The 13,782-nt window shown below is 65.3% G+C and carries 15 protein-coding genes; 7 read left to right on the forward strand and 8 right to left on the reverse strand.

The features are described from left to right. Positions 1-60: 60 nt before the first annotated feature. From AC1DQK_RS04180 to radC, 3 genes are all read left to right on the forward strand, one after another. Positions 61-2,151: a class I SAM-dependent methyltransferase gene (locus tag AC1DQK_RS04180; protein WP_477867694.1), complete on the forward strand. Its 2,091-nt coding sequence runs from the start codon at positions 61-63 to the stop codon at positions 2,149-2,151. A 1-nt stretch (position 2,152) separates the two neighbouring features. Continuing rightward, complete coding sequence (locus AC1DQK_RS04185; RefSeq protein ID WP_477867696.1) at positions 2,153-3,151, forward strand: KpsF/GutQ family sugar-phosphate isomerase; 999 nt, start codon at positions 2,153-2,155, stop codon at positions 3,149-3,151. A gap of 63 nt (positions 3,152-3,214) precedes the next feature. Beyond that, positions 3,215-3,907, forward strand: a complete 693-nt coding sequence (radC, locus tag AC1DQK_RS04190; RefSeq protein ID WP_477867698.1) for a RadC family protein — start codon at positions 3,215-3,217, stop codon at positions 3,905-3,907. Between the two features lie 50 nt (positions 3,908-3,957). Here radC and AC1DQK_RS04195 read toward each other — a convergent pair whose 3' ends face one another. Then, complete coding sequence (locus tag AC1DQK_RS04195; protein ID WP_477867700.1) at positions 3,958-4,569, reverse strand: EF-hand domain-containing protein; 612 nt, start codon at positions 4,567-4,569, stop codon at positions 3,958-3,960. 237 nt (positions 4,570-4,806) lie between these two features. On the opposite strand from AC1DQK_RS04195, the gene purB reads away from it, so the two are divergent. Then, positions 4,807-6,105 (forward strand): adenylosuccinate lyase, encoded by a 1,299-nt coding sequence (gene purB / locus AC1DQK_RS04200; RefSeq protein ID WP_477867702.1) that lies wholly within the window; start codon positions 4,807-4,809, stop codon positions 6,103-6,105. 96 nt (positions 6,106-6,201) lie between these two features. Continuing rightward, positions 6,202-7,197 carry a glycosyltransferase family 2 protein gene (locus tag AC1DQK_RS04205; RefSeq protein ID WP_477867704.1) on the forward strand — a complete coding sequence of 332 codons (996 nt, stop codon included), beginning with the start codon at positions 6,202-6,204 and terminating at the stop codon, positions 7,195-7,197. A gap of 130 nt (positions 7,198-7,327) precedes the next feature. On the opposite strand, the gene AC1DQK_RS04210 is transcribed toward AC1DQK_RS04205, so the two are convergent. Next, positions 7,328-7,837 (reverse strand): MarR family winged helix-turn-helix transcriptional regulator, encoded by a 510-nt coding sequence (locus AC1DQK_RS04210; RefSeq protein WP_477867706.1) that lies wholly within the window; start codon positions 7,835-7,837, stop codon positions 7,328-7,330. Positions 7,838-7,908: 71 nt separating this feature from the next. Between AC1DQK_RS04210 and AC1DQK_RS04215 the strand changes: the two genes are divergently transcribed. Both AC1DQK_RS04215 and AC1DQK_RS04220 read left to right on the forward strand, forming a co-directional pair. After that, on the forward strand, positions 7,909-9,201 hold the full coding sequence (locus tag AC1DQK_RS04215) for a cytochrome P450 (protein ID WP_477867708.1): 1,293 nt from the start codon (positions 7,909-7,911) through the stop codon (positions 9,199-9,201). A gap of 42 nt (positions 9,202-9,243) precedes the next feature. Further along, positions 9,244-10,194 (forward strand): SDR family NAD(P)-dependent oxidoreductase, encoded by a 951-nt coding sequence (locus tag AC1DQK_RS04220; protein WP_477867709.1) that lies wholly within the window; start codon positions 9,244-9,246, stop codon positions 10,192-10,194. 8 nt (positions 10,195-10,202) lie between these two features. On the opposite strand, the gene proC is transcribed toward AC1DQK_RS04220, so the two are convergent. The 6 genes from proC to AC1DQK_RS04250 all read right to left on the reverse strand — a co-directional run bounded on the left by proC (position 10,203) and on the right by AC1DQK_RS04250 (position 13,740). After that, positions 10,203-11,000 (reverse strand): pyrroline-5-carboxylate reductase, encoded by a 798-nt coding sequence (gene proC / locus AC1DQK_RS04225; protein WP_477867711.1) that lies wholly within the window; start codon positions 10,998-11,000, stop codon positions 10,203-10,205. Between the two features lie 5 nt (positions 11,001-11,005). Continuing rightward, complete coding sequence (locus tag AC1DQK_RS04230; protein ID WP_477867713.1) at positions 11,006-11,518, reverse strand: type III secretion system chaperone family protein; 513 nt, start codon at positions 11,516-11,518, stop codon at positions 11,006-11,008. Between the two features lie 94 nt (positions 11,519-11,612). Beyond that, positions 11,613-11,870, reverse strand: coding sequence for an accessory factor UbiK family protein (locus AC1DQK_RS04235; RefSeq protein ID WP_477867715.1), 258 nt, complete (start codon positions 11,868-11,870; stop codon positions 11,613-11,615). A 36-nt stretch (positions 11,871-11,906) separates the two neighbouring features. Beyond that, complete coding sequence (locus AC1DQK_RS04240) at positions 11,907-12,464, reverse strand: TspO/MBR family protein (RefSeq protein ID WP_477867717.1); 558 nt, start codon at positions 12,462-12,464, stop codon at positions 11,907-11,909. Positions 12,465-12,495: 31 nt separating this feature from the next. Then, positions 12,496-12,966, reverse strand: coding sequence for a hypothetical protein (locus tag AC1DQK_RS04245; protein ID WP_477867719.1), 471 nt, complete (start codon positions 12,964-12,966; stop codon positions 12,496-12,498). A 12-nt stretch (positions 12,967-12,978) separates the two neighbouring features. Then, the gene (locus AC1DQK_RS04250; RefSeq protein ID WP_477867741.1) at positions 12,979-13,740 is read right to left on the reverse strand and encodes a TlyA family RNA methyltransferase; all 762 of its coding nucleotides are present in this window, start codon (positions 13,738-13,740) and stop codon (positions 12,979-12,981) included. Positions 13,741-13,782: the final 42 nt, after the last annotated feature.

Here is a 13,782-nt window from a genome sequence, read left to right on the forward strand (position 1 = left end):
TTAACGAAGGCTTCAGCAATTCGGATTAGGCCGTTGCGATCGGCGGCTGGAGATTGATCGATGAACGTCATGGCCAGGGATTTCGCGGCGGCGGGCTTCAAGACGCTCAACGCCAACGGCCATCTGATCCATTATGCCGAACAGGGCGCCGGCTGGCGCTACGACACGCTGCTCGACAAGGAACCGGAGACGATCGCCTGGATCGATACGTTCGAGCCGGGCGAGACATTCTGGGATATCGGCGCCAATGTCGGCATCTACAGCATCTATGCGGGGGCGCGCGGCATCCGGACGGTGGCGTTCGAACCCCATTTCGCCAACTATCATCAGTTCTGCATCACGATCGCCGTCAACGGCCTGCAGGATCTCGTGACCCCGCTCTGCCTGGCCTTCGCCGAGGGCAAGTCGATCGCAGCAATGAACCTGGCGAGCCTCGATATCGGCACGTCGATGAGCAATTTCGGGGCGGCACTGGACTTTCGCGGCCAGCCGTTCGAACCGGCGTTCCGACAGGGGATGATCGGCTATGACATCGACAGCTTCATCGCCGATTTCGGCCTGGAGATACCGACCCACCTGAAAATCGATGTCGACGGCATCGAGCTCGCGATCGTGAAGGGCGCGCAGCGGACGCTGGCGAGCGAAAAGCTGCAGTCGGTGTCGATCGAACTGATCGAGAGCGATGCGGACCAGGTCGCGACGGTGACCGCGATCCTCGAAGGCGCCGGACTGCACTTCATCCACAAGCAGCAGAACGCGGCTTTCGCGACAGCCGAAACGCGCGACGTGCTCAACTATCTGTTCCATCGCGACCCGGCGAAGCTCGCAGCCCGGTCCCCGACATGCGCGACGCCGCCTGCCGCTGACGAGGCGCCCGTGACGATCGACCAGATCATCGGGCGGATCATCGACAGGATCGCGGCGGCACCGGTCGACCCCGTCCCCAGCGGCAATATCTTCATGGAGGATATGCTGCCCGCCAATGTCTATCGCGAGCTGCTGTTGCGCCTGCCCGGGGACGAGGCGCTCGATCCGATCGACCATCCCGATGCGATCGATGCCGATGGCAAGCCGACCCGCTTCCTGCTTGATCTCACCCCAGCGTCGCTGTCGCGGATCGCGTCCGACGATCAACCATTCTGGCAGGCGATGATCGATGTCTTCACCGCACCGGCCATAGCCGAGGCGATCATCGCCAAGTTCGAACCGGCCCTCAGGGAGCGGTTTGGCGATCGGCTGCCGGACCTCGTCGCGGTGCCGATACTCTACCGCGATCGTCCTGGATATCGCATCGGCGTTCATCCGGACGCCGCCAGCAAGATCGCGACTCTGCAATTCTACCTTCCCGAGGACGAATCGCAGATCCACCTCGGAACCTCCTTCCATCGGCGGGCGGGCGATGGCTTCGAGCGGCTGAAGACCAACGCGTTCAAGCCGAATTCGGCTTATGGCTTCGTGCGCACCGAAGAGAGCTGGCACAGCGTCGACGCGCTTGGGCCTGACGAGAAGCCGCGCAATTCGATCGCGCTGACCTTTTACATTCGCGGCCAGGAATACCGCTCCGAAGCGATGGCCGAGGCCGGATCCTGCTACGATGCGGAAATGAGCCGGACCCTGAAGACGCTGGCGAGGACCTTCACCCGGCGGGACGACGTGGCGACCCTGTTCCGCGAAGGCGGGGTTGGCGTCGAACTTGGCGTTGCGGCCGGTGATTTCTCGGAGCGCATCCTGCAATATGACCATGTCGGCTATCTGTTCAGCATCGACATGTGGGCAGGCGACCGCGGCCATGGCGTGGATCAATATCGCGAGGCTGTCGCGCGGCTCAGCCCCTATCGCGACCGCAATGCCATCCTGCGGATGCGCTTCGACGAGGCGCTCCATCTGTTCGGCGACGAGTCGTTGGATTTCATCTATGTCGATGGCTATGCCCATGATGGCGAGCTGAACGGCGCGACTTTCCGGGATTGGCTCCCGAAGCTGCGCCGCGGCGGCATCATCGCGGGCGACGACTATGCGCCCGACTGGCCGTTGGTCATGGCCGCCGTCGACCGGTTCGTCGTCGAGAACGATCTCGAGCTCCACGTGATCGACTGCCACGAAGACACATGGAACTCGATGTACCCGACCTGGTTCGCGATGAAGCCCTGAGATGCTTCACGATCCCAGGCTCCATTCGGCACGTTCGGCGCGCGAGGCGATCCTCGAACATGGCCGGACCGTGCTGGAGGTCGAAGCGCGGGCGCTCGCCACGCTCGGCGAATTGCTCGACGAGCAATTCGCACGCGCGGTGGAACTGATCGTCGATACGCGCGGCCGGGTCGTCGTCAGCGGCATGGGCAAGTCGGGGCATATCGCGCGCAAGATGGCGGCAACCTTCGCCTCCACCGGGACGCCGGCAATCTTCATACATCCCGGCGAAGCCGCGCATGGTGATCTCGGCATGGTCATCGCCGGCGATCTGCTGGTCATGCTCTCCAATTCGGGCGCGACGCCGGAACTACGGCCGATCACTCATCATGCCCAGCGGCTGGGCTGCCCGATCATCGGCATCACATCGCAACCGGATTCGCCGATCACCCAGATATCCAGCGCCTGCCTGACCTTGCCGAAGGTGCGCGAGATCTGCCCGCTCAATATCTCGCCGACCACATCGACCACGCTAATGCTCGCGCTGGGCGATGCCCTTGCGGTGGCGACGATGAGCGTGCGCGGCATTTCGCGGGAGCATCTGGAACTGCTCCATCCCGGCGGGGTGATCGGCTCGCGCCTGCTGCCGGTCAACGACATCATGCACGCGGGGCATCAGCTGCCGCTGGTCACCGCGGAAACGCCGATGCGCGACGTGCTGGTGACGATGACGGAAAAGAGCCTCGGCATCGCTGGTGTCGTGGATGCCAAGGGACGCCTGATCGGCACGATCACCGACGGCGATCTGCGCCGCAACATCGACCGGCTGCTGATCAGCATGGCCACCGAGGTGATGACGCGGAGCCCCAAGACCGTGCCCGATGGCACCTATGCCGAAGACGCGCTGGCGATAATGACGGCGAAGAAGATCACCGCGCTGTTCGTCATGGACCATGATGCGCCCGAGGTGCCAATCGGCCTGGTGCATATCCATGACTTCAATCGGCTAGGCCTGAACTGACGCTGCGAAGAAGCCCGGCGCCCGGGATGGCATTGCGCTGAAAATCCGATAGCCTGTGCAACGATGACCATGAGCCCACCGGATCCGGCCAACGACGCCAGCGGTCATCGCGCCCGGCTGCGCGCGCGCCTGATCGAAGGCGGCCCGGAGGCCTTGCTCGACCATGAACTCATCGAATATCTGCTGGCGTTGGCGATCCCGCGCAAGGACACCAAGCCGATGGCCCGCGCCCTGCTCGCCGAATTTGGCGGCCTCGGACCGTTGCTGTCAGCGGATGCCGGCGCGCTGGCTCGCGCCGGCCTCACCGACGGCGTCGTCGCCGCTCTGAAGATCGCGGAGGCGTCCGCGCTCCGGCTGCTCCGTACCGAGATCAGCCAGCGCGATGTCCTGTCAAACTGGCAGGCACTGAACGCCTATCTGCACGCAGACATGGCACATCGGGCCGTTGAGCGCGTCCGCGTCCTGCACCTCAACAGCAAAAATGTCCTGATCCGTGACGAACTGGTGTCAGAGGGCTCGATCGATCAGGCGGCCATCCATGTCCGCATAGTGATCAAGCGCGCGCTGGAATTGGGATCGGCGGCGCTCATCATAGTCCACAACCATCCCTCGGGCGATCCCGAGCCCAGCCGGCAGGATATCGCCCTGACGAAGGAACTGATCGCCGCGGCCAAACCCCTTGGGATCAGCGTCCACGACCATATCGTCGTAGGCGCCAAGGCGCAGGCGAGCCTTCGCGCGTTAGGACTCATATAGAGAAAGGGCGGCCAGAGCGACCGCCCCTCCTGTCATCTGCTTCGGTCCAATCAGGCCGACAGATATACCGCCAGCTCGTTCGGTGAGATCATGTGATCCTTGTCGGTATCGGCCTTGGCGAAATCGCCGGCCGTGGCATTGAGCACCTTGACCGCCGGCAGGTTGGCGCGCTTGCTGGTCTTGCTCTTCTCGACCTGCGCCGTCACATCCTGGCCACGCGCCGCGAGAACCCAGCTGCCGAACTCGAGCGGCGTAAGCTTGCCCTTGTTGCCGGTGTCGTATTTCGCCCAGTCGGCGTTGACCTTGGCCGTGGCATCGGCGCTCGCCGTGACGGTAGCAGGCGCGGCGGGCACGGTTGCGGCAGCGTCGGCGCCTGCCGCGGCGGTGTCGGTCGCCGGGGGCGTGGTGGCGGCGGCATCGGCAGCCGGCGCCGTGGTCTGGGCGACAGCATCGGAACCCGGGGCTCCGGTCGAAGGGGTCGTGCCCGACGCAGCCGGCGTACCCGCCGATGCGGTGGCATCACTGGGGGCAGTGGCGGACGGCGTGGTGGCATCGGGGGTAGCAGCCGCGTCGGGTGCGGGCTCGCTGCCCGTCGTCTGCGCCATGGCGGTTCCCGACAGGGCGAGCAGCGCGGCGCCACCCAAAAGCATCAACTTGTTCATATCGTCTCTCCTGACAGCGACTCGGTCAAAATCCCTTCGGGCGCAAGCGTCCCGAGAAAGTCGAACCCGCGACGCCGTGCAGGGTTTCCCCGATGGTGGCCGCAACGGTTCGCCCGGATCATTTCCACGACGAATCGGTTGCCGGGACGATCGGGAGGAGGCGCCCGACTCGATTGCCGCTGTTCGCCCCCTCTGCTAGGCGCCCGGTCGATTGCCAGCTCAAGACAAGGACGTTCGATGATTCCCCGCTATTCCCGGCCCGAGATGGTCAAGATTTGGGAGCCGGAGACACGGTTTCGCATCTGGTTCGAGATTGAGGCGCACGCGACCGATGCCCTCGCCGAACTCGGCGTTGTGCCCAAGGAGGCGGCCAGGGCGATCTGGGAGAAGGGCGCGTTCGAAGTCGAGCGGATCGACGCGATCGAAGCCGAGGTGAAGCACGATGTGATCGCCTTCCTCACCAATGTCGCCGAGCATGTCGGGGAACCGGCGCGTTTCATGCACCAGGGCATGACCTCGTCGGACGTGCTCGACACCTGCCTCGCAGTGCAGCTCGCCCGTGCGTCGGACATCCTGCTGGCCGATATCGACGCGCTGCTCGACGTGCTCAAGCGCCGCGCATTCGAGCACAAGCTGACGCCGACGATCGGCCGCAGCCATGGCATCCATGCCGAGCCGGTGACATTCGGCCTGAAGCTGGCGCAGGCCCATGCCGAGTTCGCGCGCAATCGCGAACGGCTGATCGCGGCGCGCAGGGATGTCGCGACCTGCGCAATCTCGGGCGCGGTGGGCACCTTTGCGAACATCGATCCGTACGTAGAGGAATATGTCGCCGAAAAGATGGGGCTGACGGTCGAGCCGGTCTCCACCCAGGTGATCCCGCGCGATCGCCATGCGATGTTCTTCGCGACCCTGGGCGTGATCGCCTCGTCGGTCGAGCGGCTGGCAACCGAGGTGCGCCACCTCCAGCGCACCGAAGTCCTCGAGGCCGAGGAATATTTCTCACCGGGCCAGAAAGGTTCGTCGGCGATGCCGCACAAGCGCAACCCGGTGCTCACCGAGAATCTGACCGGCCTCGCACGACTGGTGCGAGGCTTCGTCACCCCTGCGCTGGAAAATGTCGCCCTGTGGCATGAACGCGACATCAGCCATTCATCGGTCGAGCGAATGATCGGCCCGGACGCGACGGTGACGCTAGATTTCGCCCTGGCTCGGCTGACCGGGGTGATCGACAAGCTGCTCGTCTATCCGGTGCGGATGCAGAAGAATCTCGATCGCATGGGCGGACTGGTTCATTCGCAGCGCGTCCTGCTCGCGCTGACCCAGGCAGGGATCAGCCGCGAAGACGCCTATCGCATCGTCCAGCGCAACGCGATGAAGGTGTGGGAATCGGATGGCGCGCTGTCGCTGCTCGAGTTACTCAAGGCGGATCCGCAGGTCGGCGAGAAGCTGAGCGCGAAGGAGCTCGAGGACAAATTCGACCTCGATTATCACTTCAAGCATGTCGACACGATCTTCGCGCGGGTGTTCGGCTGAGGCCGGGGCGCCAAGATTGCCATCGGGCGTGATGCCGGGCATGTGTCGGGCATCCGCCGCTCATCGGGAGCCGGATCAGGGAGCGACCGGCGACGCATGATGACCGCGCCGATTCTGGTGCTCATCGTCAACTATCGTACCGCAGCACTGACGGTGCGTGCGGTCGAGGCGATCGCCGATGAGGTGCGGGCACGCGGCGACGCGCATATACTCGTCGTCGACAATGGCTCCGGCGATGGATCGGCCGAGATCATCGCAGCCTCCATCGCGCCGGAACATACCGGGCTCTGCTCGGTGCTCGCGCTCGACGACAATCTTGGATTTGCCGGTGGCAACAATGCCGGGCTCGCGCATCATGCCCGTACCGCGGGCGCTGGCCGGCCACCGGACTTCGTCTGGTTTCTGAACCCGGATACGGTCGCCGCGCCGGACGCGCTGGGCACTCTGGTGGATTTCCTGGACAGCCGCCCCGAGGCCGGCATTGCCGGCGGGCTATGCCTGCGGCCGGACGGAACCGTCCGGCATAGTGCCTTTCGCTTTCACTCGCCGCTGGGCGAGTTGACCGCTGCGCTGGACCTCGGCCCGCTGCGCCGCCTGCTGTGGCGGCACGATGTGGTGGTGCCCGTCGGCGACAGCTCCCAACGCGTCGACTGGGTGTCGGGCGCCCATTTCATGATCCGCGGCACGCTGCTGGATCGGATCGGTGCGCTGGATCCGCGCTACTTTCTCTATTTCGAGGAGACCGATCTCTGCGCGCGCGCAGCCGATGCCGGGTTCGAGACGTGGCATGTCCCGGCCAGCCGCGTCACCCATATCGGGGGCCAGGCCACGGGGATGACCGAGAATCGGGAGAGAGCGCGCCGGCCGCGCTACTGGTTCGCCTCGCGGGCGCGCTTCCTGCTGCGCCGTCACGGGCTTGCGGCGACACATCTCGCCAACCTGCTCTGGCTGCTGGCATCGCCGCCCGGTGCCCTGCTCGCCCGGCTGCGCGGGCGGCCGCGCCACGATCCGCCGCGGTTGTGGCGCGATTTCCTGCTGCATTATTACGGTCCGGGCGGTTTGATGTACCGCGCGCGCGACCTGGCGAACTAGAGACGTACGTGCTTGATTCCGAGCGATTTCTAATTCCCTCTGGGCCGACGTTATTGCGGGAGGGGATCGTGGGCGGACGGGGCTTTTGACGATCGAACCGGGCGCCGGGCGCCGCCCGCGAAAGCCGCCGTCAGGGAGCCTCCTGCTGGCGCGCACTGATGGCGGCTGCGAGATCCGCCACAAGCTGCTTGAACTGCGAGCATTTGCGAGCGCCGATCAGCGCCACAATCTCTTCCTCCAGGATGCTTTCCGCATCCATGGCATCGAGCATCAGCCTGATCCCCGCGTCGGTGAAGCGTAGCCGCTTGGCGCGCGCGTCGTCTGGGTCCGCGTCACGCTGGACATAGCCGAGCGTCTGGAGTTCGTTGGCCAGCTGACCGATCGCGCTTTTCGAAACCTGGTTGTAGCGGGCGATATCCACCAGCCGCGTGCCCGAAAGCTCCAGCGGCACAACCACCGCTTCGTGCACAAGGCGAATCCCGGGGTGCCCCCGCGCACGGACTACATCGTAGATCCAGCGTATCGTCCAGTCGCTGACCAGCCGCAAATGGCGCGACAGCGAATCAGGAAACCGCTGCTTCAGCCGAGCCAATCGTTCATCGTTGGTCGTGGCGCCTGCACGCGCTGGGGTTTCGGTCATGACCGCGGGATATCGAGCCGTAGGGGAGCTTTGGCAAGCACAATACAGTAAAGCTTGCTTTACCAGTTTTCGTGAACGATAAGCTGCCCACCACGATCCCCAGAGAGTTCATCATGAACAGCGAGAGCGCCGCGGCCGTCGGCGCCAACATCAGCTTTACGGACGTTGAGGTGCTGAAATGCCCGGTTGCGGCCTATCGCCGGCTGCATGAGGAGGCGCCCGTTAATCTCGATCCGGTCACCGGGATGTATTACGTCACGCGCTTCGCCGACATCCGCAAGATCGCGCTCGACCCCCGCACCTTTTCGAACGACACCCAGCTTCTGTCTGCCCGGCAGACGCCTGCGACCGAGCGCATCACCGCGATGTATGCGGAAATCGACGTGACCGAGGTCAACACGCTGGTGACCAACGATCCGCCGTCCCATCGGTCCTATCGCGCGCTGGTCGACATGGCATTTCGCGACCAGCGGATCACCGCGATCGAACCGCGCATCCAGGAAATAGCGAACGACCTGATCGATGCGTTCCCAGGTGACGCGTTCGATTTCGTGAAGGCCTTCGCGATTCCTCTCCCCATCCGGATGATCGCCGAGCAGCTCGGCGTGCCGCCGACAATGATCGACACATTTAAACGCTGGTCTGACGCGACGATCGAATCGACCGATCCCCGGCTTGCCCCCGATCGCCAGATCGAGCTCGCTGCACAGAAGCGGGAGATGTTCGAATTCTTCCTGAAGCACCGTAGCGCCCGGCAGAACGCCCCGGACGATACGATGATCAGCGATATCGCCAATGCCCAATATGATGGACGGCCGCTGAACCCGTCGGAATTCTGCGGGATCATGATCCAGCTTCTGGTGGGCGGCAACGAAACGACGACAAGCGCCCTCGCCTCAGGCGCTTATTACCTGGCGACCCGCCCCGACCTGCAGGACGAGCTTCGCGCCGACCCCGACAAGGTGCGCGCTTTCGTCGAAGAGGTTCTCCGCCTGGAGGCGCCGCTTGCCGGTCTTTACCGTCGCGCCACCAAGGCGGTCGCGATCGGCGGGGTCGACATTCCCGAAGGGGCCATCCTGCACCTGCGCTGGGCGGCGGGCAATCGCGACGAGGAACGCTTTCCGAACGCGGCCGAGATCGACCTGGAGCGCGCCAATGCCGCGCAGCATCTCGCGTTCGGCGCGGGCATCCACTATTGCCTGGGCAACCAGCTTGCCCGGGCCGAACTCTATCACGGGTTCCGCGCGCTTCTATCGCGATCACGCGCCATCACCCTTGCCGACGATCCGCAGCCGGTCGAACGGCTGCTTCATTTTTTTGCCCAGGGTCCGATCCGGCTCCAGGTCCGCTTCGACAGGGCCTGACCGGCGCACCCTTTCACAGAGATTCTCTTCGAGGAAGACAGCATGACCATTCGCTTTGATGATCAAGTCGTCGTCGTAACCGGCGCCGCCGGCGCGCTCGGCCGGCCCTATGCACTCGAACTGGCGCGGCGGGGCGCTTTGGTCGTGGCCAACGACCTCGGCACCGATCCCACCGGGTCCGGTCGTTCGACCGACGCACTCGATGCTCTGGTCGCCGAAATCCGCGCCGCCGGCGGGAAGGCCGTGGCCAGTCACGATTCGGTTGCCGACGAGGCCGGCGGTGAAGCGATCTTCAGCACGGCAATCGAGGCCTTTGGCAAGGTCGACGCGCTCATCAACAACGCCGGCAACATGCGCGTCTTTGATTTCGAGGATGCCGACCCGGCCGCCGCGCGTTCGCTGCTCGACATCCACGTCATGGGCGCCTTCCACGTGACGCGGCCGATCTATCGGCACATGAAGCAGCGGGGCGGCGGACGCATTCTCTTCACCGGCTCTGGCGCCACCTTCGGCAGCGCGACTCAGACCGGATATGGCGCAGCGAAGGGTGCGATCGCCGGGTTGATGAACGGTCTTTCAGTTGAAGGCGCGCCGCACGGAGTCCTGTGCAACGCGATCCTTCCTGCCGCGGCCACGCGCATGGCGCAGGTGATGAACCCGGAAAGCTTCGTCGAAATCGGCAAGGCGACGTCCCGCTTCGGGGAAACCAACACTGGCGCAAACTGCACGGCGCTGGCGCTCTACCTGATCAGTCGGGAATGCCAGTCGACCCACGCCATGTTCAGCGCAGTCGGCAACCGCTTCGCCCGCGTCTTCCTCGGCGTCAACGACGGCTGGCTGGCGCCGCGCGACCTGGTCGCGTCGGTCGACGACATCGCGGCGCATTTTGCCGAAATCGAGGAGCCGACCCTGAGCGGAATTCCTTCGAGCATGATCGACGAATACTGGATGATCGACAAGCTCATCCAGCAGGCGGAAGGCGCATCCGACTAAAAGCCGCTCTAACCTCGCGCCGCTGCCGCCAGTTCGGCATTGCGCCGCGCCGACGCCGCCAGCGTGGCGCGCATCAGCGCCTTGAGCGCGTCGCCATCGTCCAGCACGTTCAGCCCCTCGCGCGTGCTGCCGCCGGGGCTGGCGACGCGGTCAGCCAGGATCGCAGGACTGTCTTCGCTTCGCGCGGCGAGCAGCCCCGAACCTTTGACGGTCGCGGTTGCCAGCCGCAACGCCTGATCGGCCGGCAGACCCAGCGCTTCGCCGGCCTCCGCCATCGCCTCGATGAAGCGGAACAGGAAACCGGGCCCGCAGCCGGACAGCGCGGTGACCGCATCGAACAGCGCCTCGTCGTCGATCCACTCGACCAGACCGAGCGGCGACACCAGGCCGGCGGCCTCTGCGCGCACGTCCTCGTCGGCGTTCCAGGAGTAGAGCGCCGTGACGCCCTCGCCGATCGACACCGGCAGGTTGGGCATCGCCCGCACCGTGAACTGCGCCGAAAACGCCTCGTCCAGCGTCGCCGTCTCCACGCCGGCCAGGATCGAGAGCAGCAGGCGCGGCGCTCCCGCCTTCGCGGCGAAAGCCGTCCGCACATCGCCAAGCTGCTGCGGCTTCACCGCGAGCACCACTATGTCGGGCTGCTCCGCCCCGGCGGGGATCTCGCGCAGCAATGCCACGCCATCGGGTACGGACTTTATGAAGGGATCGATGACGGTGATCGCGCGCTCGGGGCCGCTCGATGCCAGCCATCCGTTCAGCATGGCGCCGCCCATATTGCCGGCGCCGATCAGCCACAGCGCGGACACGCGGTTCAGGCCTCGCCCTGCGTCTCGATCATGGCGGCGGCGATCGCCTCCTGCGGGGTCTTGTCGCTCCACAGCACGAACTGGAACACCGGATAGAAGCGCTCGCATTCGTCGATCGCCGTCTCGATCAGCGTTTCCGCCTGGTCGAGTGTCAGCGCCGCCTCCTCGCCCTGCGCATCGAGCAGCGCGGCGTGGCGGAACAGCACCATCGACGAGCTGGTCCACATCTCGAAATGGCCGAGCCAGAGCTGCTCGTTGATCAGCCCGATGGTCTCGTACATCGCGGCTTTCTTGTCGGCGGTGACACGGATGTCCGGCAGCGCCAGGAACTGGAGCACGCGGTCTTCCTCGCGCCACACCGCGCGCAGCTCATATTGCGCCCAGCTGCCCTGGAACTGGGCGACGATCTCCTCGTCGCCGGCGCGCTGGGAATCCCATCCACGTGCTGCGAAATATTGTTCGAGCATGTCGATCGGAGCGCTTACGTCGCGCGAGGATTCAAAGTCGTCCACGTTCATTGGGGCCAAACTCCGCTGCCCAGGCATGTTTCCGTGGCCCGGAACGCCAGACAGTTCAACCCGTGACAGCCATAAAATTGTGGATAGCTGCCCGTCAGCCTTCGGACTTGCCGCTCGCAGCCGCCAGCGCATCGAGCCGCGCCTTGAGCAGTTCGACCTCTTCGCGCGCGGCGGCGGCCATCGCTTTCACCGCTTCGAATTCCTCGCGGCTGACGAAATCGAGCCCACCGATCCAGTCCTTGGCGCGCTCCTTGATCGTGGCCTCGGCCTCGCGCCCGACGCCGGCCAGGGTTCCTGCGGCACCGTTCACCATCTTTACGAAATCGTCGAACAGGCGGTTTTCGGATTGCATGGCTACTTCCTTGATCTGCTGCCGCGCGGGGGCGGGTTATTGAATGACAATTTGGGTATCGCCGGCCGATGGCACAAGGGTCAGCCCGTCGGGGTTCAGCCGGTGGACCTGCCAGTTCAGCATCGCCGCGAAGATCAGCCACGCCAGATAGGGCAGCATCAACAGCCCGGCCGTGCGCCGGATCCGCCAGAACAGCCAGGTGGCCGCGCCCGCCCACAGCAGCATCGCGACGATAAGCCCGAACGCCAGCATGATCCGGTGCATCGCGAAGAATACCGGCGACCAGGCGAGGTTGAGCGCCAGCTGGACCAGGAACAGCATGATCGCGATGCCCCGCCCCCGCGCGGCGCGCGCGTTGAGGATCATCGCCAGCGCGAAGCCCATCATGATGTAGAGAATCGACCAGGCGAACGGAAAGACCCAGCCCGGCGGCATCATCGCAGGCTTGGCCAGCCGGTCGAACCAGACATTGCCATAGCCCGAATCACCGATCTTCGCGGACAGCAGCCCGAGCAGCAGGATTGCCGGCACGGTCACCAGCGCCCAGCGCATATAGGCGATCCGCAACTGTCCTGCCGATGCGATCTGTCCCATCAACCGTTCCTTGCCGCCTCGCCCGGCCCGCTCATCCCAGCACCACGTAGAGGATCAGCAGGATGATGCAATCGAGCGAGATCAGCAGCGGCGCCGCCGGATGCCACAGATTGGCGCCGACCGGGAAATTCTTGCTGGGATTCTTCCGATCATAGGCGATCGCGATCGTCCCGCCGACCCTGCTCGCCGCGCCTTCGGGGCATTTGCGCGAGTGATTGACGATCGTCCGGCCGTCGGGGAGCCTGAACTGATAGGTCACATGGCATGTCTTCTTTCGCGTGACATGCAATTTGGTGATCTGCGCGGCGGCGCGTCCGCCGTCGGTCAGGATGGCGACGTTGTGGCGGCGGTGCAGATAGGCCGCGCCATGGGTGATGATCACCACCAGCGCCGCGGCCGCATAGGCGGCCTTCCGCCTGCGCAGATGCGCAAGCCATCCGCTCTTCACCGCTTGGGCTGCCGGCTCGGGGCGGCCCGGCGGCTGGGGCTGGGCTGTGGACATCCGCGCTCCTGTTCAGATCGACATTGACGGCAAGGCCGCGGCCTTCACCGCACCCATCAGGAATTCGACATTGCCTTCGGGGCCGGTGATCGGGCTCGGCGTCACGCCCATGCTGCGCCAGCCCTGCGTCTCGATCCAGCCGACGGCTTCGGCGCAGACGCGCGCGTGGATCGCGGGATCGCGCACGACGCCGCCCTTCCCCACCTCCTCGCGCCCGGCCTCGAACTGCGGCTTGATCAGCGCGATCAGCCGCGCGTCGGGTCGCGCGAAGCCGATCGGCGTCGCCAGCACTTTCGCCAGCGAGATGAAGCTCGCATCGCACACGATCATGTCGATCGGCTCGGGGACGTGCGCGGCGGTCAGGTGCCGCGCGTTCGTCTGCTCGAGGACGATCACGCGCGGGTCGCTGCGCAGCTTCCAGGCGAGCTGGTTGGTGCCGGAATCGACCGCATAGACCCGCGCCGCGCCGCCGCTCAGCAGCACGTCGGTGAAGCCGCCGGTCGACGATCCGACGTCGATCGCCACCGCGCCCTCCGGGCTCCAGCCGAAATGCGAAAGCCCATGGGCCAGCTTCACGCCGCCGCGCGACACCCAGGGATGATCGCGCCCGCGCACCTCGATCGCGGCATCGGGCTTCAGCGCCTGCCCGGCCTTCTCGATCTTGCGTTCGCCGGAGAAGACCAGCCCGGCCAGGATCAACGCCTGCCCGCGGGCGCGGCTCTCGACGAGCCCGCGATCCACCAGCAACTGATCCGCGCGCACGCCGGCGGCCATGAATGCCCTTTGCATCTGGTGGGCGGTGACGGGCTCGAACCG

Source organism: Rhizorhabdus sp. P4_G5, from assembly GCF_056401065.1.

Coding starts and splice junctions, on each gene's coding strand:
- radC (WP_477867698.1), top strand. CDS start 3,215: ATGACCATGAGCCCACCGGATCCGGCCAACGACGCCAGCGGTCATCGC.
- AC1DQK_RS04245 (WP_477867719.1), bottom strand. CDS start 12,966: ATGTCCACAGCCCAGCCCCAGCCGCCGGGCCGCCCCGAGCCGGCAGCC.
- AC1DQK_RS04250 (WP_477867741.1), bottom strand. CDS start 13,740: ATGGCCGCCGGCGTGCGCGCGGATCAGTTGCTGGTGGATCGCGGGCTC.
- AC1DQK_RS04185 (WP_477867696.1), top strand. CDS start 2,153: ATGCTTCACGATCCCAGGCTCCATTCGGCACGTTCGGCGCGCGAGGCG.
- AC1DQK_RS04205 (WP_477867704.1), top strand. CDS start 6,202: ATGATGACCGCGCCGATTCTGGTGCTCATCGTCAACTATCGTACCGCA.
- AC1DQK_RS04180 (WP_477867694.1), top strand. CDS start 61: ATGAACGTCATGGCCAGGGATTTCGCGGCGGCGGGCTTCAAGACGCTC.
- AC1DQK_RS04230 (WP_477867713.1), bottom strand. CDS start 11,518: ATGAACGTGGACGACTTTGAATCCTCGCGCGACGTAAGCGCTCCGATC.
- AC1DQK_RS04220 (WP_477867709.1), top strand. CDS start 9,244: ATGACCATTCGCTTTGATGATCAAGTCGTCGTCGTAACCGGCGCCGCC.
- AC1DQK_RS04235 (WP_477867715.1), bottom strand. CDS start 11,870: ATGCAATCCGAAAACCGCCTGTTCGACGATTTCGTAAAGATGGTGAAC.
- AC1DQK_RS04210 (WP_477867706.1), bottom strand. CDS start 7,837: ATGACCGAAACCCCAGCGCGTGCAGGCGCCACGACCAACGATGAACGA.
- AC1DQK_RS04195 (WP_477867700.1), bottom strand. CDS start 4,569: ATGAACAAGTTGATGCTTTTGGGTGGCGCCGCGCTGCTCGCCCTGTCG.
- AC1DQK_RS04240 (WP_477867717.1), bottom strand. CDS start 12,464: ATGGGACAGATCGCATCGGCAGGACAGTTGCGGATCGCCTATATGCGC.
- purB (WP_477867702.1), top strand. CDS start 4,807: ATGATTCCCCGCTATTCCCGGCCCGAGATGGTCAAGATTTGGGAGCCG.